Source organism: Thermosulfurimonas marina, from assembly GCF_012317585.1.
Lineage (GTDB): Bacteria > Desulfobacterota > Thermodesulfobacteria > Thermodesulfobacteriales > Thermodesulfobacteriaceae > Thermosulfurimonas_A > Thermosulfurimonas_A marina.
In genome coordinates this window covers 1,033,324-1,050,819 of the sequence record NZ_CP042909.1, presented here as the reverse complement: position 1 = coordinate 1,050,819, position 17,496 = coordinate 1,033,324, and the positions used below count along the sequence as shown (strand labels likewise).

The 17,496-nt window shown below is 57.5% G+C and carries 16 protein-coding genes, 1 tRNA gene and 1 pseudogene; 11 read left to right on the top strand and 7 right to left on the bottom strand.

Features of this window, described 5'->3' with window-relative positions:
- Nucleotides 1–52 precede the first annotated feature (52 nt).
- From FVE67_RS05540 to FVE67_RS05530, 3 genes are read right to left on the bottom strand one after another with little or no spacing between them, the layout of a single operon-like run.
- A complete protein-coding gene (locus tag FVE67_RS05540) occupies nucleotides 53–1,300 on the bottom strand; it encodes a hypothetical protein (protein ID WP_168719645.1) in 1,248 nt (415 codons plus the stop codon).
- Nucleotides 1,297–2,133, bottom strand: a complete 837-nt coding sequence (locus tag FVE67_RS05535) for a cytochrome b N-terminal domain-containing protein (RefSeq protein ID WP_168719644.1) — start codon at nucleotides 2,131–2,133, stop codon at nucleotides 1,297–1,299. The genes FVE67_RS05540 and FVE67_RS05535 overlap by 4 nt, the downstream gene beginning before the upstream one ends.
- Nucleotides 2,099–2,500: a Rieske (2Fe-2S) protein gene (locus FVE67_RS05530; protein WP_168719643.1), complete on the bottom strand. Its 402-nt coding sequence runs from the start codon at nucleotides 2,498–2,500 to the stop codon at nucleotides 2,099–2,101. Before FVE67_RS05530 ends, FVE67_RS05535 begins: the two co-directional genes overlap by 35 nt.
- A gap of 107 nt (nucleotides 2,501–2,607) precedes the next feature.
- On the opposite strand from FVE67_RS05530, the gene FVE67_RS05525 reads away from it, so the two are divergent.
- Nucleotides 2,608–3,123 carry a cysteine hydrolase family protein gene (locus FVE67_RS05525; protein WP_168719642.1) on the top strand — a complete coding sequence of 172 codons (516 nt, stop codon included), beginning with the start codon at nucleotides 2,608–2,610 and terminating at the stop codon, nucleotides 3,121–3,123.
- A 2-nt stretch (nucleotides 3,124–3,125) separates the two neighbouring features.
- Here FVE67_RS05525 and nadA read toward each other — a convergent pair whose 3' ends face one another.
- The 4 genes from nadA to mnmL are packed head-to-tail and all read right to left on the bottom strand — an operon-like array spanning nucleotide 3,126 to nucleotide 7,601.
- A complete protein-coding gene (gene nadA, locus FVE67_RS05520) occupies nucleotides 3,126–4,043 on the bottom strand; it encodes a quinolinate synthase NadA (protein WP_168719641.1) in 918 nt (305 codons plus the stop codon).
- Nucleotides 4,043–4,693, bottom strand: coding sequence for an outer membrane lipoprotein periplasmic chaperone LolA (gene lolA, locus FVE67_RS05515; protein WP_168719640.1), 651 nt, complete (start codon nucleotides 4,691–4,693; stop codon nucleotides 4,043–4,045). The genes nadA and lolA overlap by 1 nt, the downstream gene beginning before the upstream one ends.
- Entirely contained in the window at nucleotides 4,638–6,644 is a 2,007-nt protein-coding gene (locus tag FVE67_RS05510; RefSeq protein ID WP_168719639.1) for a DNA translocase FtsK, read from the bottom strand. The genes lolA and FVE67_RS05510 overlap by 56 nt, the downstream gene beginning before the upstream one ends.
- Nucleotides 6,645–6,689: 45 nt before the next feature.
- Entirely contained in the window at nucleotides 6,690–7,601 is a 912-nt protein-coding gene (gene mnmL, locus FVE67_RS05505) for a tRNA modification radical SAM protein MnmL/YtqA (protein ID WP_168719638.1), read from the bottom strand.
- A 112-nt stretch (nucleotides 7,602–7,713) separates the two neighbouring features.
- On the opposite strand from mnmL, the gene FVE67_RS05500 reads away from it, so the two are divergent.
- The 10 genes and pseudogenes from FVE67_RS05500 to FVE67_RS09615 all read left to right on the top strand — a co-directional run.
- Complete coding sequence (locus tag FVE67_RS05500; RefSeq protein WP_168719637.1) at nucleotides 7,714–9,057, top strand: nicotinate phosphoribosyltransferase; 1,344 nt, start codon at nucleotides 7,714–7,716, stop codon at nucleotides 9,055–9,057.
- 3 nt (nucleotides 9,058–9,060) lie between these two features.
- Nucleotides 9,061–10,428, top strand: coding sequence for a 16S rRNA (cytosine(967)-C(5))-methyltransferase RsmB (rsmB, locus tag FVE67_RS05495; RefSeq protein ID WP_168719636.1), 1,368 nt, complete (start codon nucleotides 9,061–9,063; stop codon nucleotides 10,426–10,428).
- Nucleotides 10,429–10,438: 10 nt separating this feature from the next.
- Nucleotides 10,439–11,248, top strand: a complete 810-nt coding sequence (locus FVE67_RS05490) for a YkgJ family cysteine cluster protein (RefSeq protein ID WP_168719635.1) — start codon at nucleotides 10,439–10,441, stop codon at nucleotides 11,246–11,248.
- A gap of 48 nt (nucleotides 11,249–11,296) precedes the next feature.
- Nucleotides 11,297–11,369: transfer RNA gene (locus FVE67_RS05485), tRNA-Phe, on the top strand.
- 14 nt (nucleotides 11,370–11,383) lie between these two features.
- Entirely contained in the window at nucleotides 11,384–12,328 is a 945-nt protein-coding gene (locus FVE67_RS05480; protein ID WP_168719634.1) for an SPL family radical SAM protein, read from the top strand.
- Nucleotides 12,329–12,365: 37 nt separating this feature from the next.
- Nucleotides 12,366–13,394: a glycosyltransferase family 4 protein gene (locus FVE67_RS05475; protein WP_168719633.1), complete on the top strand. Its 1,029-nt coding sequence runs from the start codon at nucleotides 12,366–12,368 to the stop codon at nucleotides 13,392–13,394.
- Complete coding sequence (locus FVE67_RS05470) at nucleotides 13,391–14,521, top strand: glycosyltransferase family 4 protein (protein WP_168719632.1); 1,131 nt, start codon at nucleotides 13,391–13,393, stop codon at nucleotides 14,519–14,521. Before FVE67_RS05475 ends, FVE67_RS05470 begins: the two co-directional genes overlap by 4 nt.
- A complete protein-coding gene (locus tag FVE67_RS05465) occupies nucleotides 14,514–16,091 on the top strand; it encodes an ArnT family glycosyltransferase (RefSeq protein ID WP_168719631.1) in 1,578 nt (525 codons plus the stop codon). Before FVE67_RS05470 ends, FVE67_RS05465 begins: the two co-directional genes overlap by 8 nt.
- Nucleotides 16,076–16,783 (top strand): lipopolysaccharide kinase InaA family protein, encoded by a 708-nt coding sequence (locus tag FVE67_RS05460; RefSeq protein ID WP_210534564.1) that lies wholly within the window; start codon nucleotides 16,076–16,078, stop codon nucleotides 16,781–16,783. Before FVE67_RS05465 ends, FVE67_RS05460 begins: the two co-directional genes overlap by 16 nt.
- Nucleotides 16,750–17,478, top strand: a pseudogene (locus tag FVE67_RS09615) (asparagine synthase-related protein); the annotation flags it as partial. The gene FVE67_RS05460 and the pseudogene FVE67_RS09615, both read left to right, overlap by 34 nt.
- Nucleotides 17,479–17,496 lie beyond the last annotated feature (18 nt).

The following is a 17,496-nucleotide window of genomic DNA, read 5'->3' as shown; positions in this document are numbered from 1 at the left end:
GGACCTCCCGTTGGACCTTCCCCTCCGGGGAAAGAAAGGTTACAAAGTCCTGTCAGCCCGGAACCAGCACCGTGACCCGGCCTTTAAAAAGGCCCAGGGTGGGCCGCTTAAGGCGCATATAGCTCCGGAATTCCTCCCAGAGCCCGGGAGTCTCCTTAAAGGTGAGCTTGTCAAGTTGTTTTTCCCCGGCGCTCCGGCGCACGTGACAGCCGAAACATTGAGGAACCCGCCGGTCGTGGCAGGCCCAGCAGGTAAGCCTCCGGTGCACCGGATGTTTGCAGGCCACGGGATCGGGCCTTTTTACCGGAAGGAGTTTTCCCGTAAGCTTGGCCTTCCAGAAAAGCTTCCCTTCCCGGACCACCAGATTGGGAAGGGGCTTTCCCTTAGCGGTGCGTCCCAGGCCCTCATGGCAGGCCTCACAGGTGATCTCCAAGGACTCTTCAAAGTGGGCGTAGGCCTTACCGTCGCCCATGGTTTCGTTCTGGGTGTGGCAGTCGATGCAGGCCATGCCGGCCTTAAAATGGACATCAGGGGGGATGCGTTCTACGAAGCGCCCATCGGGCAACTCCTGGGCCCCGAAGGTCCCCTCCCGGATGGGAGCCCCGTACTGTTCATCCTCGTAAAGCCCCTGATAGGTAAGGCCTAGGCGTCCGCTACGGTTGTGACAGCGGGCGCAGTTTTCCACCGGGATTTTCCGGGTCAGGACCGGATGGGGCTTTTTCCCCGGGCCCTTTCCGGGGATTAAATGGCAGGCCGCACAGCCTCCGCCCTTTTCTTTGAGAAAGCCCGGAAGCTTTTCCCGGGGGAGCCAGAGGTGACAGGTCCCACAGAGCTTGCGGAAGTAATCTAGGGCCGGAGAATCCTTCCCCGTCTTGAGAAGGGCCTTAACCGAGATCTTCTCCCGGAAATTCGGGCTCTCTCCCCAGTAGTAGCGCAGGGTGGTGATGATCCCCCGGTTGGTGGCCATGAGGCTCTTTTTGACCCTTTCAGGGTAGCCTGGGTGACACTCCGGCCGGCCGCAGGTGCGCTCGGCATAGCGGAGGTCCGCAGGATTTTTCACCATTCCCCGATGGGCTCGAGCCTTTTCCACGGTAAGAGGGTCTCCCAGGTGGCAGTCCGCACAGCCCACCACCCCACGGGCATGGGCCGGGCCGGGTCGTTCCTTTTTATGGCAGGTGAGGCAGAGATCAGGTCTTCCAGAGGTAAGGACCGGCACCTCCGGGGCACGCCGGAAGCGGGCCTCCCAGAAAAGGACCGCAAGGAGCACCACTAAAAAGAGCCCTGGAAGCCCCTTTCTCATCGCACAAGTCCCACCACGGTGAGCCCTCCATAAAGGAGGGTCCAGAGGAGAAGGGCCCTCCCGCAGGCCCGGGGCCAGGCCTTGGTTCCCAGGTAGAGCATAGGCCCCAGGGCCGGAAAGACTATCCCCGCCAGGCGCGGAGGGAGGTGCCGCAGGGCCTCCTGGATTCCTACAAAAAACCACGGACCCTTTACCAAAAGATGGAAACCCGGGCCGTGGAGGCCCAGGGGGAGAAAGGGCACGGCCGCAAGGGTCAAGGTGGCCCAGAAAAGGAGGTCTTCCAGAGGAAGCCGCCGCAGGCGAAAATGCCAGATCCCCGAAAGGAGGAGCAGAGCCCCGGTGCCGTAAATATGAAAGAGATAGGCCCGGTGAACCCCTTCCTCGCGCACGCCGAAAAAGAGGGCGTTAAGGAGGGGCCCCAGAAAGGGGATCTTGAGGCTCAAAGTCTCGGCAATATAGCCGGCCAGCCGCCCGGTCTCGTCCCCCCGGGCCACATATCCGGTGAAGGCCAAAAGGAGTCCCAGGGGAAGGGTGGCGGTAAGGGCTGTCCAGCGCAGCCAGCTTCGACGTTGATAACTTTCGGAAAGAAGGGCCTCCACCCCATGCCACAAAAGAAGGACCACAAAAAGGAGACCGCTCAGGTAGTGGATCCGCCGGAAGAGCCTTCCAAAGGGCACCACATTTTCGATGGCCAGGGTAGAAAGAAAGGGAAAGGCCTCCCGGTAAGGATAGGCCAGGACCAGCCCGCTTACCACCACCACTACTAGGGTGGCCGCAAGCCCCCAGGAGAGACGAGGACTAACCCGGTATCTCGAGGAGGATCCCGCCTTCACTTTTCTCCCATTTGAGGGGGTAAAGCCCCCGGGGAGCCGGCCCGGAAAGATAGGCCCCGGAGAGGGCAAAGCGGCTCTGATGGCAGGGGCAGATAAAAAGATTCTTCTGGGGAAAATAGTTAACCGTGCAGCCGAGATGGGGACACCTTCGGGAAAGGGCAAGAAGCTTTCCTCCAGGAAGCCTCACCAGAAAATACTCCGGCCCCACCTTGACCGGTATCATTTCCGTGGGAAGATCCTTTTCCTTGACCAGGATCTTTTTCGGGGGATGGGGGACAAAACGCCTGATGACCGAAAGGCCCGCATAGCCCGCCACTCCCAGGGCCACCGCACCCACGGTCCATTTCAAGATCTCGCGCCTTTCCATAGCCTCTCCTTTCTAACTCAACTTTCTCCTCTCGAAAACTCTTCGGCTAAAAATTAGGATAACTTTCCGGGGTTGCAGGGGTAAGGGGGTGTTTTTATAAAAAAAGTATGCGGGCTCTGGTGGTGATCGACATGTTGAATGACTTTTTGGACCCCAGAGGGGTCCTTTATTGTGGTCAGAGGGCCCGGGCCATCATTCCCGAGGTGCAGCGGCTCCTTGAGGAATTCCGCTCCCGGGGGGAACCGGTAATCTATGTCTGTGACGCCCATGACCCTGAGGATGCGGAGTTCCAAGCCTTCCCGGCCCACTGTGTGAAGGGCACCTGGGGGGCGGAAGTTATCCCGGAGATCGCCCCCAAACCCGGGGAGAGGGTAATCGAAAAGACCCGGTTTGACGCCTTCTTCCGCACCAATCTCGAAGAAGTCCTGCAGGAGCTGGGGGTCTCTGAGGTCTGGCTCTGCGGGGTCTGTACCAGTATCTGCGTGATGGACACCGCGGCCGGGGCCTTCTTCCGGGGCTTCAAAGTGGTGGTGCCGGAGAAGGCCGTGGGTGACTTTGATCCCGAGGCCCACGCCTTTGCCCTTAAACGTATGCAGCGGATCTACAAGGCCGAGATCCGGTAGCCTTAACCCCGGGGGATCTCCAACATGCGCTTGACGGCCCTCAGAGCCCGCTTACGAATATCTTCCGGCACCTCCACCCGGGGCTCCATCTTCTCTAAGGCCTGATAAACCAGCTCTAAAGTGGTAAGTTTCATGGCCTCACAGACCATATTTTCTGAGGCCGGATAGAACTTTTTGTCTGGATTCTGCTTGCGCAACGGATAAAGAAGCCCCACTTCAGTCCCGATGATGAATTCCCGATGTTCTGATTCCCGGCAGAACTTGAGCATTCCGCTGGTGGAGGCCACGTGATCGGCAAGATCGATGACTTCCGGGCGACACTCGGGATGGGCGATAAACAGGGCTTCCGGATGGGCCTCTTTGGCCCTCTTCACCTCCTCTGGAGTAAGAAGATGATGGAAGGGACAAAACCCCTCAAAGTAGATAATCTTTTTGTCCGGGAAAAATCTCTGGGCATATTGGGCGAGATTCATATCCGGAAGGCAGATAATCTCCTTTTCCGGAAGAGTGGCGATGACCCGCACCACGTTGGCCGAGGTGCAACAGATATCGCTTTCGGCCTTGACCTCCGCGTAGGAATTCACATAGGTGACCACCGGGGCCCCGGGATGGGCCTCTCTTAGGGCCCGGACGTCCTCGGGGGTGATCATGCTGGCCATGGCGCAGCAGGCCTGGGGGGCCGGGAAAAGGACGATCTTTTCCGGAGACACGATGTGGGCCGTCTCGGCCATAAAAAGCACCCCGCAAAAGACGATCACCTCGGCCTCGGTCTGGGCTGCCTTCAGGGAAAGTTCCAGAGAATCTCCCACCAGATCCGCAATATCTTGGATCTCTGGGGGTTGATAGTTATGGGCCAGGATAAGGGCCTTGCGGTCCTTAGCCAGACGCCGAATCTCGGCCGAAAGTTTTTCTTTCTCCATCAAGAACCTCCCTGGGTCTGGTCGAGAATCTCCACCTCCGGGGGAGGAACAAAGACAAAGAGCTTGGGTTTTATTTTAGGGTTTACGCAAAGATTTTCCAGACTAAGGTGGGTCAGATTGCCCAGAGGGTCCCAATACCAGACTTCCCGGATCTCCCCTTGGGGAAGGTGCACCCTGATCCTCAGGCGGCTGATCTGCTCCTCGTGGCGCGGCTTGAGTTCCAAAAGGTAGTCCTCCGGACCCTCGGGGACTCCGGAAAGGATTTCGAACTCCTGGGCGAGGTCTCCGGTCCCGGAAAGGAGTTTGAGTACCGGGCGGGAGAAGGCCTTGTCCGGCGAAAGAATGGTTACCTGTCGGTCGGCTTCGACGTAAAAGTAGACCCGTTTACCGTCGGAGACCAGGAGAAGCCTTTCCGGGGAAAGGTATTCCCACCGCAGGCGCCGGGGCTTTTCAAACCAGAAACGCCCGCTTGAGGCCTCCACCGTAAGGCCCTTTCGCCAGTAGACCTCCTGGCTGAAGCTTCCGGACACGGAGGTAATTCCGCGGTAAAAGGCCTCTACCTTCTTCAGGACCTCCTGGGGGGTGGGAGCGGCCTCAAGGCTTGCGACCCACCAGCACAGGACGAGGACGCACACCATCGCTCGGACCAACGATCCCCTCCTCTTCCATACGTTCCACCAGGCGAGCCGCCCGGTTGTAGCCTATGCGCAAGCGGCGCTGTAACATGGAGACTGAAATTTTACCCCGCTCTAGGGCAATGCGCACGGCCTCTCGGTAGAGTTCATCGTCGGCCTCCTCGTCGGAAAAGGAAGTTTCCAGATCCTCCTCCTCTAAGCTTTCAAAGTCCGCCAAATAGTCCGGCTCTCCCTGGGCCCGCAGATACTCCACCACCTGCCGGACTTCCTCCTCGGAAACATACGGACCGTGAATACGTTGAAGCTTAGAGCCTCCCGGAGGCAGGAAAAGCATATCTCCGGCCCCCAGCAACCTTTCGGCCCCTTGAGTGTCGAGAATGGTCCTGGAGTCGGTCCTCGAAGACACCTGGAAGGAAATGCGGGCCGGAAAGTTGGCCTTGATCAGCCCGGTGATGACGTCCACCGAGGGACGCTGTGTGGCCAAAAGGAGATGAATTCCAGAGGCCCGGGCCATCTGGGCCAGCCGCGTAAGGAGGGTCTCCACCTCCTTCGAGGCCACCACCATGAGGTCCGCCAATTCGTCAATGATGATCACGATGTAGGGTAGCTTTTCTTCGGCCCTCTGGTTGTAAGAATCGAGATTCCGGGCCCGGGATTCCTCCAGCAGCTGGTAGCGGCGCTCCATCTCCGAGACCGCCCAGCGCAAGGCCTTGGTAGCCGTACGGGGCTCAAGCACCACCGGATGCAAGAGGTAGGGAATATCCTCATAGATCGAAAGCTCTATGCGCTTGGGATCGACCAAAAGAAAGCGCACCCTTTCCGGAGGGTTCTTAAAGATGAGACCCAGAATAACGGAGTGAATAAAAACACTCTTTCCGGTCCCGGTGGCCCCGGCGATGAGAAGATGCGGCATGCGCAGGAGATCGGCCACCACCGGGCGTCCGGACTGATCCTTTCCCAGGGCCAGGGTGAGGGGAGAGGGAGACTTCCGAAAGGCTTCGGATTCCAGGATCTCTCGGAGCCAGACCGTTTCCCTTTCAGGGTTGGAGACCTCGATCCCCACCACGTCGCGCCCCGGAATAGGGGCCACGATGCGCACACTTTCGGCCGAAAGGCCCAGGGCCAGATCGTCGGCCAGGGCCGCAATACGGTTGATCTTCACCCCCGGCGCCGGACGGAACTCGTAGACCGTGATCACCGGTCCGGGATGCACCCCCACCACCTCTCCGTGCACCCCGAACTCCCGTAGCTTTTCCTGAAGGGTCCGCCCCAGGCGCTCCAGGATCTCCGAAGAAGGTCCTTGGGCCCTACGCGGAGGGGGGGAAAGAAGGGAGAGCGGAGGGGGGAGTCCCCGGGCCTTGAGGGAAGGCGCCGGAGTTTCCCCCAAAGGAGAAGGCCCTTCTTCTTTGGAGACCCTTTCTCTTTTTCCGGAAGATTTTCGGGCCCGGGGCCTGCGGAAAAGGGCCTTCCAGGAAGGGCCTCGTGGCCAACCTTCAGGCCCCCAAAGGAGCCCCCACCCTATTCCTCCCAGCACCAAAGTGCCCAGAACAAGCCCCGGAACCCCAATGTAAGGGAGGGCGGCCTGCCCCAAAAAGCCCACCAGGCCTCCGTGAAGGGGCCAGCGCCAACGCCCCCACCAGGCCTCCGGGACAAACCCCAGAAGAAGACTGGCCGCCAGCACCAGGCAGAAGATCCCCAAGACCGGAGGAAGAACTCTAGGGGCCCGGAGAAAGCTCCGGGCCAAATAAAAAAAGGCCGGAGGAAGGAGAAAGGCCGCGGCCCCAAAGAGGGTGAGAAGGAGGGAGGCCAGATAGGCCCCAAGGAGTCCTCCCCAGTTGTGCACTCCTTCGGCCCCCGCCCTCCCGAATCCCGGATCCGGAGGATGATAAGAGACCAGGGCCAAGAGGAGAAAGAGGCCCGCTCCGGCCCACCAAAGCCCGGCCAATTTTCGCCAAAAACCTCTCATATTAATAGCCTAATTAAAAATTGCGCCCTTTGGAATCCCCGGAAATCAGGAGAGATACTTCCCCTGATAGAGCCCGCGGTTGAGAAGGGTCTCCTCAATGAGGCGGCGGGTGCCGCTCTTGTCCCGAGCCCAATCCGGGGCCACCAGTTCCTCTGGCCGAGGGTCCCCGGTAAGGCGCTGAATGACCACCCGCGGAGGAAGATGGGCGATGGCCTCGGCCACCAGATCCGCATACTCCCCCTGGGTGAGCGGCCGGTAATGCCCTTGGCGATAAAGGGCCTCCAGGGCCGAGCCCCGCACCACGTAGAGTTCATGAAATTTGATTCCGTCCACCGGAAGTTCCGCAAGTTTGCGCACCGTCTCTAACATTTCGAGAGGACCCTCCCCCGGAAGCCCGAAGATGAGGTGCACGCAAACCAGGAGAGGGCGCCTTTTGAGGATCTCCAGTGCAGCCAGAAAGTCCTCAAAGGTGTGCCCCCGACGGATCCGGGCCAGGGTCTCGTTGTGGACGCTCTGGAGACCCAACTCCACCCAGACCATCAGGCCCCGAGACTCAAACTCCGCCAGGACCTCGGCCACTTCCTCGTTCACACAGTCCGGACGGGTCCCCACACAGAGCCCCACCACCCTCTCGTCCACCAGGGCCTCCTCATAGCGGGCCCGCAGGACCTCCGGCGGCCCGTAAGTGTTGGAGAAGGCCTGAAAATAGGCCAAGAATTTGCGGGCCCCGTAGCGCCGGGCCATCTTCTCCATGCCGGAGAGCATCTGTTCCCGGACGGAGATCCCCTGCCTGAAGGCCCCGGTCCCCGAACCGTAGGCATTACAATAAATACATCCCCCGTGGCCCTTGGTGCCGTCCCGATTGGGGCAGGTGAAGCCCGCATCAAGCGGCACCTTCTGGACCCGCTCCCCGAATCTTTCCCGTAAAAACTGGTTAAAGCTGTAGTAGCGCCTCATCTACTTATAATGATAAGGGCTTCTTGTGGGCTGGGCAGATCTCAGCCCAAGCCTTGAAGGTCCGAGCCTCTCTGTGGTAGGCTAACCCAAACCAGCCGCAAGGCCGAGGACTATGAATTGGCTCAACCTCTCTCCGCTTCTTACGGATCTCTATGAGCTCACCATGGCCCAGGTTTATGTGGAAAGGGAGATGCTGGCCCCGGCCACCTTTTCCCTCTTTGTCCGCAAGCTCCCTCGGCGACGTTCTTTTCTTTTGGCCGCAGGCCTTGGGCCCCTCCTTGAAGCCCTGGAAAAACTCCGTTTTTCCGAAGAGGATCTGGCCTATCTCGAATCCCTAAAGCTCTTCAAACCTACCTTTTTGGACTATCTGCGCCAATTCCGTTTTACCGGGGAGATCTGGGCCCTGCCGGAGGGGACGGTCTTTTTTGAAAACGAACCCGTGCTGGAGGTCACTGCCCCGCTGCCTGAGGCCCAGCTGATCGAGACCCTGGCCATCAATCTCATCAATGTGGAGACGGCGGTGGCCACCAAGGCGGCCCGGTGCGTGCTTGCGGCCCGGGGAAGGGCCTGTGTGGATTTTGGGGCCCGGCGCACTCACGGCCTGGAAGCCAGCCTGCATGCGGCCCGAGCCTCCTATGTTGCAGGCTTTACCGCCACCAGCAATGTGCTGGCGGGAAAACTCTTCGGTATTCCGGTCACCGGGACTATGGCCCACTCCTTTGTGGAAAGCTTCCCCACCGAGGCCGAAGCCTTCCGGGCCTTTGCCGAAAACTTTCCGGAAAGGACGGTCTTTCTCATCGATACCTACGATACCCTGCGGGGAGCGGAGGTGGCGGCCCAGGTGGCCCGGGAACTGGCCGCTCGGGGTATCTATGTGCGGGGAGTGAGGCTGGACTCCGGAAACGTGATCGAACTGTCCCGGGAGGTCCGACGTCTTCTCGACGAAGCCGGGCTTCCAGAGATAAAGATCTTCGTCTCCGGGGGGCTGGACGAGGAAAAGATCGCCGAAATTGTAGAATCCGGGGCCCCGGTGGAGGCCTTTGGAGTGGGGACCAAAATGGGGGTCTCGGCCGATGCCCCTTACTTGGACCTGGCCTACAAGCTCGTGGAATATGACGGCCGCCCCAGGATGAAACTCTCGGAGGGCAAGCTCACCTATCCCGGACGCAAACAGGTCTTCCGACGCCGGGATGTGGCCGGGGTCTTTTACGAGGACGAACTGGGGCTGCGGGAAGAAGATCTACCCGGAGAGCCTCTTTTGCGGTGTTTCATGAAAGAGGGGCGCCTTCTTTCCCGGCCGCCTGCACTTTCCGAGATCCGGCAGTATGCCGCCGAGCAGTTGCGCTACCTCCCGGCAGACATCCGGGAAGGGCGGCGCACTCCCAACCCCCGCATCTCCAAAAAACTCGCGGAACTGCGGCAGCGCACCGAAGAGGCCCTGCGCCGGGGGAATTAAGTTATGCCCAAGCTTCCCCGCCGCAATCCCCGCGCTATGGCCTTAAAGACCCTCATCCGCTGGGAGAAGGGAAAGCCCCTCTTGGACGAGATCCTTTCCGAGGTCTTGGTAAAAAGTGTCCTTCCCGATCCTCGAGATCGAGCCTTCTGTGGGGAACTGGTAAACGGCGTCGTCCGCCACCTCTATTATTTAGACTATGTGCTTTCTCGATTTTCCGAAGAGCCCCTGGAGCGCATGGACCCTCAGGTGCGCAATCTCCTGCGTCTTTCGGCCTATCAGCTCCTTTTTACCCGGGTGCCGGCCCGAGCCGCGGTGGCCGAGGCGGTAAAACTCCTCAAACGCGGCCGAGGTCCGTGGGTAGTTTCCTTTGTGAATGCCGTACTCCGGCGCATCGCCGAAGTGCGGGACAACCCTCCGGAACCTCCCCGGGAGATGAACCCGGTAACCTATCTTTCGATACGCTACTCCTATCCCGAATGGTTGGTAGAGAGATGGCTCTCCCGCTTCGGAGAGGAAGAGACCGAAAGACTTTTGGCCGCCGGGAACGAGAAACCCCCTCTGGTGGTGCGGACCAACACCCTGCGGGTCACCCGGCAACAGCTCCTGGCTTATCTCCGATCCGAGATCCCGGAGGCCGAACCCTGTCGTTATAGCCCGGAGGGGATTATCCTCCACGGCTTCCGAGGCCCCATTACCGCCCTGCGGGCCTTTCGGGCCGGCTGGCTCCAAGTACAGGACGAGGCCAGCCAGTTGGTTTCTTACCTGGTCTCTCCCCGGCCCGGAGAGCGGGTGCTGGACGCCTGTGCCGGGGTAGGGGGCAAGACCACCCATCTCGCACAGCTTATGCGCAATACCGGCCGCATCTATGCCTGCGATCTTTACCCCTGGCGGCTTGAACGCCTCCAAGAAAACGCCCGCCGCCTAGGAATAACCAACGTGGAGGTCATCTCCGGGGACGTACTGGAGTCCGTAAAGGCCCTGGGAGGAAATTTCTTCGACCGCGTCCTGGTGGACGCCCCTTGCACCGGCACCGGGGTCATCCGCCGGCATCCGGACATCAAATGGGCCCGGAAGCCGGAGGATCTGGTGACCGTACCCCAGAAACAGCTGGCCCTCCTTGAGGGACTGGCCGGGGTCCTCAAGCCCGGAGGGGTCCTGGTCTACGCCACCTGCAGCCTCGAACCGGAAGAAAATGAAGAGGTGGTGGCCCGCTTCCGGGAAAGACACCGCGGCTTTGAAATAGAAGACCCCCGAAAGGTCCTCCCGGAGGCCGCGGCCGAACTGGTGGACGAGCAGGGTTTTCTCCATACCTATCCCCATCGCCATGGCCTGGACGGATTTTTCGGGGTAAGATTACGCAAACGATCCTAAGGAGTGCCCCATGGCTATTACCGAATTGCGCGGTCTGGACCGCATTATCGTGCCCATTAAGCTGGAGCCCGGGACCAAGTTCGTCTTTCAGTGTGGTCCCGGGGTCCCTTGTTTTAAACTCTGCTGTTCGGCCCTCTATCTTCCCCTTACCCCTTACGACATCCTGCGTCTGAGGGATCACTTCGGGCTTACCACGGACGAATTTCTGATCCTCTACACGGAGCCCTTTATCCTCCCCCGTTCGGGGCTTCCGGTGGCCCGGCTCAAAATGCGAGACGACGCTGAGAAGACCTGCCCCTTCCTAGGAGAGGAGGGCTGCACCGTCTATCCGGTAAGGCCCCTGGCCTGTCGTTACTATCCCCTGGGGCTGGGTATCTTCCGCAATCGGGACGAGGGACGCAACGAGGACTTCTATTACCTGGTGAAAGAGGGCTTCTGTCAGGGGCTCGATTCCGGGCCGGAGATTACCGTGGAGGAATACCGCCAGAGCCAGGGTATTCCGGAGACCGAAGAGCCTATCAAGGAGTGGGCCGAAATCGTCATGAAAAAGGAGTCCCTCGGCCCTATCGAAGTGCCCCAAAAGAGCCTGGAGCTCTTTTTCCTGGTGAGCACCAACCCGGAAAGGTTTCGGCGCTTTGTCTTTGAGAGCAAATTTTTGGAGATCTTTGAGGTGGATGAGGAAACCCTCTCCCGCATCCGGGAGGACGATCTGGCCCTCCTTCAGTTCGGCTTTCGTTGGCTTAAGACCGTCCTTTTCGGGGAGGACCTGGTCAAACGGCGCCGGGAAGTGCCCCGGGAGAAGAAGATCAAACCCTTCTAGGGCGGGGCTTGCAGGGGACCCAAATCATGGTAATAAAAGGATGAAAGTGCCGGGGTAGCTCAGTCGGTAGAGCAGCGGACTGAAAATCCGCGTGTCCCTGGTTCGATTCCGGGCCCCGGCACCTCGATTTTCCCGGTGTTCCTCCGGAAGGTTCTCCGCAAAAGTCCGATCCTTAAGCCCCCGGCCTTTGGTTGCCTCCGGGGGGTCCCTTCGATCAACCTCACCCGGGGTTGTCTCCACGCCTGTGTTTACTGTTATGCCCGGGCCTTTCCCGAAACTCCGGAAAGGGAGGTCTGGCTTTACGCCAATCTCCCCGAAAAATTGCGGGAAGAACTCCGACGGCGTAAAGCCCGAGGAAAAGTTCCCCCGGCGGTGACCTTTTCCACGGCCTCCGATCTCTTTCAGCCTCATCCGGAAATCCAGAAAAAGGCCTTGGAGGTCCTGCGTTTGGTGCTTGAGGCCGGGCTTGCAGTCTCCTTTCTCACCAAAGGGCGTCTTCCAGAGGAAGTCTTTTCCCTTCTTGCCAACTGGCGCCAGCGGGTCCGCCCCCGGGTAGGGCTGGTGGCCTCGGTCCCGGAATACCATCGGCTTTTTGAACCTCGAACCGCCCCGCCGGCCCTGCGCCTCAGACAACTGGAGCGCCTTTCCGCCTTGGGACTTTCGCCGGCGGTGCGGGTGGACCCGGTCATCCCCGGTCTCACCGACCGGCAGGAGGTGGTGGAGGCCCTTTTCCGGAGACTTTCCGCCGTGGGGGTGCGCGAGGTCTCGGTAAGTTACCTGGTACTCCGTCCGGGGGTTCTCCGGCAAATGGCCCGGGAGCTTCCGGCCGGCCTCCTGCGAGAGATCCTGAAATTTTATCGGGGTGAACCCTGGCAGAAGGTCATCACCTCCGCCACCACCAAATTGGCCCGGAAGGAAATTCGGGAAAAGGGCTATCGTATCTTCCGGGAGATAGGCCGCCTTTACGGAATAAGAGTAAAGATCTGCGGGTGCAAGAATCCGGATCTCCCCTTCGAGGATTGCCTCCCCTGGGAACTCCCGGAAGAAGAACTTCCCCTTTTTGCCGCGGGAAAAGGGTAAGTTGTGTCCTCTTCCCGGCCCCGGTAAAGTCTTGACGATGAAGATCGCCCTGGTACGTCCCCGGGTAGGTTTCGGGTTAGGGGGGGCCGAAAATTATACGGCCTATGTGGCCCGAGAACTGAGCCGCCTGGGACATGAGGTCACGGTGGTGGCCGACCGTTGCGAGGTCCCCGGGGTGCGCCTCCTAAGGGCCCCGGTGGTGGGCCGCGGGTCCCTGGCCAAGACCCTTTCTTTCTTTTTTAACGCCCGGCGTGTGCTCCGGCAGGAATCTTTCGACCTGGTTTATGCCACCGGGCGTTTTTTCCCCGCGGACTGGCTGAGGATCTCCGACCCCCTCCACCTCGTCTGGCTTAGGCGGGGATACGCAAGGCCGCCCTTTCTCTGGCCCCTTCGTCCCCGACATCGCCTCCTCCTCTGGCTCGAGGTCCAGAGTCTTCGTGCAGCCCGCCGGGTGATCGTAAATTCCCGCCTGGTGGCCCGGGAGATCGCGGAATTCTACCCCTTCGCCTCCCCCAAGACGGAAGTTATTTATAACGGGGTGGATCTTGCGCGGTTTAATCCTTCGGTGCAGCGCTTCCGGGCCGAGGTAAGAGGGGAACTCTCTCTCTCCGAAAAAGACCGGGCCCTCCTTTTTGTGGGCTCGGACTGGAGGAGGAAAGGACTGCCTTTCCTCCTAGAGGTGCTTGAGGAATTGCCCCCGGAGTTTAAACTTTTGGTGGCCGGCGGGAAACCTTTGGGACAGAAGGGCCGGGTCTATTATCTAGGGCCGGTGCGCGAGATGGAAAGACTTTACGGGGCGGCGGATCTCCTTACCCTTCCCACGCGGTACGATCCCTTCGCCAACGTGGTGCTTGAGGCCTTGGCCTGCGGCCTTCCGGTAATAACCACCCCGGAAAACGGCGCCGCAGAAGTGATCCCGGAAGGTTGGGGACGTGTACTTCCCAGGGAAGCCGGTAAGTGGAAAACCGAACTTGAAAGGGTTCTTGAGGAAAAAGGAGGGACGATTTCTTCCCAGGATTGGGCCTCCTGGAGTTGGGAAAACCACCTCCGGAGACTTCTCGGGTGAAGGTCATTTATCTTCACCATCTCCCCTTTCCCTGGGGGCGGGCCCATGATGTGCATGTCATCAAAACGGTCTATTATTTGGCCCGAGAAGGCCTCCCTACTCTCCTTCTGGCTCCTTTAAAAAAGGCCTTCCGCCGGCCAGAGGCCCTCTTAAAATATTACGGTCTGGGCCCCCCTCCAGAAAAACTAAAGATAGTTCCTATCCCCGTACTGCGGATCAGAAGGCCTTTTAAACTCGCGGTTAATTCGATTTATGATCTCTTCTTGCGGCTTTATCTCCGCCGGCATCCTCCTTCCGAGGGGAGTCTTTTTCTCTTTTCGGAAGCCAGACTAGTCCGCCTCGCTCTGCGCCTGGCCCCGGAAGTACCGCGTATTTTGGAAATTCATGGACTACGCTACTTTAAAAAAGGGGGCCCCTGTCCGGAGGAAAAAAAGGTCTTTGAGGCCCTCTCCCTGGGGCTGATTACCACCAGAGCCCTTAAAGAGCTTATTCAGGAGATCTACGCCCCCTCTGTCCCCCTGGAGCACCTACCTTTGGCCTCCGAACCCCTTACGGATACAATCTCCCGGGATAAAAATCATCCCCCGCTTATGGTCTATGCGGGCCAACTTTATCCCGGCCAAGGAGTGGAGGTAGTGCTCGAAGCCTTAAAGTACCTACCTGCGGCAAGGTTGGTAGTGATTGGAGGAAGGAAAAAAGACCTTGACCGACTCCAAAGGCTTTCTCGGGCCCTGAACCTTTCCTCACGGGTAAAATTTACCGGCTACCTCCCTCCGGCCCAGGTCCGGTCCTGGTTACTCAAGGCGGACCTTTTAGTACTTCCGGCCCTTCCAGAAGGCAAGCAGCCCTATGTAGCCCACCAGAAACTGTATGAATATCTCGGGGCCGGCCGTCCCGTCTTGGCCAGCAACCTCCCCTCCGTGCGAGAAGAGATAGAAGAGGGCGAGGCCTTACTTTTTGAACCCGGGAACCCCGAGGATCTAGCCCAAAAAGCCCAAATAGTGCTGGGGAACGAGGATCTAGCCCAAAAACTGGCCCACAAAGCCCTCAAACGTGCGCAATATTTTGACTGGCCGGCTCGCACCCGAAGGATGCTGAAAATTCTAAAAGGATACGGCTATGGATAGGCGTACCCTTCTTGTCGGCATCTTCACTATCATCCTCTATTCCCTGGCCTTAAATCTGCCTTTCCTTTGGGAAAGGGAGTTTCAGGGAGAGGCCGCCCGCAGAGTGGTGGCGGCCCTGGAAATGATGGAACGGGGGGACTACCTGATCCCCTATATCGAAGGCCGTCCCTACCTCCTGAAACCTCCGGGCTATAACTGGGTGCTCATTGTTTTTTTTAAGCTCTTTGGGAGTCACACGGAATTTGTAGCCCGGCTTTCTTCGGTAACCGCAGCCACCCTGGCCGCCCTTTTCCTGGCCCTCCTTTTTCGGGCCGTAGCCCGTCCTCCCGGCCTTCTCTGGATCCTTCCCGGACTGGTCTTTCTTTCCACCCCGGAGGTCTTGGACAAGGCCTGCCGGGCCGAAATCGACATGACTTACACCCTACTGGTAACGGTCTCCGTCTTTTCCTGGTTTTATTTTCACGAAATCCGTAGAAGACCTTTCTGGGCCTGGAGCGTGGGACTCGGGGTAGCAGCTCTGGCCACTCTCACTAAGACCTTTCAAGCGGTGATCTTTTTCTATACTCCTATCTTCCCTTATCTCCTTTGGAAAAAACGCCTCCGGGAATTCTTCTCTCTTCCCCATCTTGCGGGGTTGGGGATCTATGCCCTAATCTTCTTGGCCTGGTTTCTTCCGGCCTCCCGCGAAGTAGGCTCTCGCACCATCCTCAGGGCCTGGCTAGGAGAGTATCTTTCGAAAAAAAATCCTTTAGAACCCTCGGGTTTCTGGGGGCATGCGCTCTCCTTTCCCTTAGCCTACCTTCAGGGCCACCTTCCCTGGATCCTTTTTGTCTTGGGATATTTTTCGCGAGAATTCAGAAAAAGTCTTTCCGTTCCTCTTCGTAACCTGGCCCTGTTTTCTGTGCTGTTTGTCGGTCTATCCTTTCCCCTTTACTGGCTTTCCCCTGGAGCCCGCCTGCGTTATCTTTTACCCACGGTAGGGGCCTTAACCTTCCTGATTTCTGCCGTTTTGGAATATTCCGCAAAAACATCCAAAATTCCTCAAGTTATCCTATGGCCGTTAAAAATCTTGGTTATTGTTTTGGTCCTCTTAGGGCCTGTTTTCGCTGTAAGTGCCTGGAACAAACTTCGTCTTTACGAAAACGAAGGAGGATTATTTTTTCTGGGCCTTCTTTCTCTGGGAGGAATAGGATGGTCCCTTCTCAGAGACCCTCGGCAAAAAATATGGGGGCTTTTTGTCTTTGTTTTTCTGGCTAAACTGGCCTTTTCCGCTGTTTATTTTCCCTATCAGGATCGCTTTCGAGACCACTATCGCAGAGCCGCTCGCCTACTCCAAAAATACCTCTCCAGGGGCTCTCTTCTCTGTGACTACGGAGTAAATACTCCTCATTTGACCTACTATTTGGGCTATACTTCTTCTCCCCCAATCCGGATAAGGATGGTATCCCCGAACGAACTTAACAAATGTAAAATGGTAATAACTCCTCAAGGAATAACTCTTCAGGGATTTAAGCCCCTTTTAAACTTTAAAGCCCGCCGCAGACCTTTGACTTTATGGAAAAAAACCTAAAAAATCTCTATATTCATCAAAAAGCTACTGCTGAAGCCCATCTTTGGGCTCGGAGCCCGGGAGTCTTGACCCACTTAGAAAATATACTATACGGAGCGGGACAAAGAGTCTGCCTCAAGGCGGGCCGGATCCATCGAGCCGAAAAAATTCTCTTGGAGGACAAACTTTACTTTTTGAAGATCTTTTATGTAAAAAATCTAGCAAAACTTCTCTTTAAATATCCATTGAAATATAGGCCCCCCTTTAAGGCCGTCTTCAATGCCCTCCTGGTCTCGGAACGGGGGTTTCCTGTAATTCTTCCCCTGGGTTTTTTTATCTTCAAAAATCCTTACCGCCAAAAAGCCTGGGGAGGGCTTCTATCTCCTTATTATTTAGAATTTGAAACCTTGCCTGCTCTATGGGACAAAGCCCGCCAAGAAAGAAATTTGTTCGAGTCCCTTATGCAAGACATTCTGAAACTACTGCAGAAGCTTCACGAAGCGGGTCTCTATATTCGCGATACAAAGGTTAATAACTTTTTAGTCCGTCCTGGAGAAGAACCTCTCCTTTTCGATCTGGATCAAGTAAAATTCTTCCGAAGACCTCTTCCCCAAAAATTACGCCTCAAAAACTACCAAGTTTTAAGACGCACTTTACGACGACAGGGTATTCCAGAGGAATGGCTCAAGGTATGGTTCGAGAAATTACTTTGAAAGACACCCCCTTGAAGCTAGAAGGTCCTCTTGCAGGGGAAAGACCCCTTTACCTTTTCTGGAGTCCCGATCGCCAAAGGGTATGGGTAAGCGAAGACCTTTTGGAACTTTACCATCACCCCCAAATAAGGCCCTCCCTCCGGCCTTCGCCCCGAGGGATTTCCTTTCTTCTGCTCAGTGGAGTTATCCCCACCCCCTGGACCATTTTCGAAAATCTATTTGTTCTCAATATTGGGGACTATGTGGAAATTAATGCCGAAAAAGGCCAATTAATATTGCATTTTGGACATTATTTTCCTTTTTCTCTTTCCGAAAGAGATCAATCTCTTTTGCCGGACGAGAATCGACTACTTTCTCTCCTGGCCGAAGCAGTCTTTCGGGGGTGGCGCCCCCAGGCCCCGGTTTATCTTTTCCAGAGTTTGGGAAAAGATAGCAATACCATCGCTTTGGCCCTCCATGAAGCAGGGTTCCGGGATCTTACCTGTCTTACTCTCTCTACTGGAGATTACAAAGATGAAAGTCCGGTGGCGGAAAAAATTGCTAAGCGGTTGGGCTTTCGTCACCGCCGATTACCAGTCCCCCAGAAGATCTCCCCTTCCATTCTTAGAGAAATCGGAAGATTCTTTCGAGAAATTCCCCTACCCTGTGTGGATGGAGCCTCTCTAGCCTATCCCCTCTATGCCCTCGAGGTAGATTTTTCCGGAACCAACGTT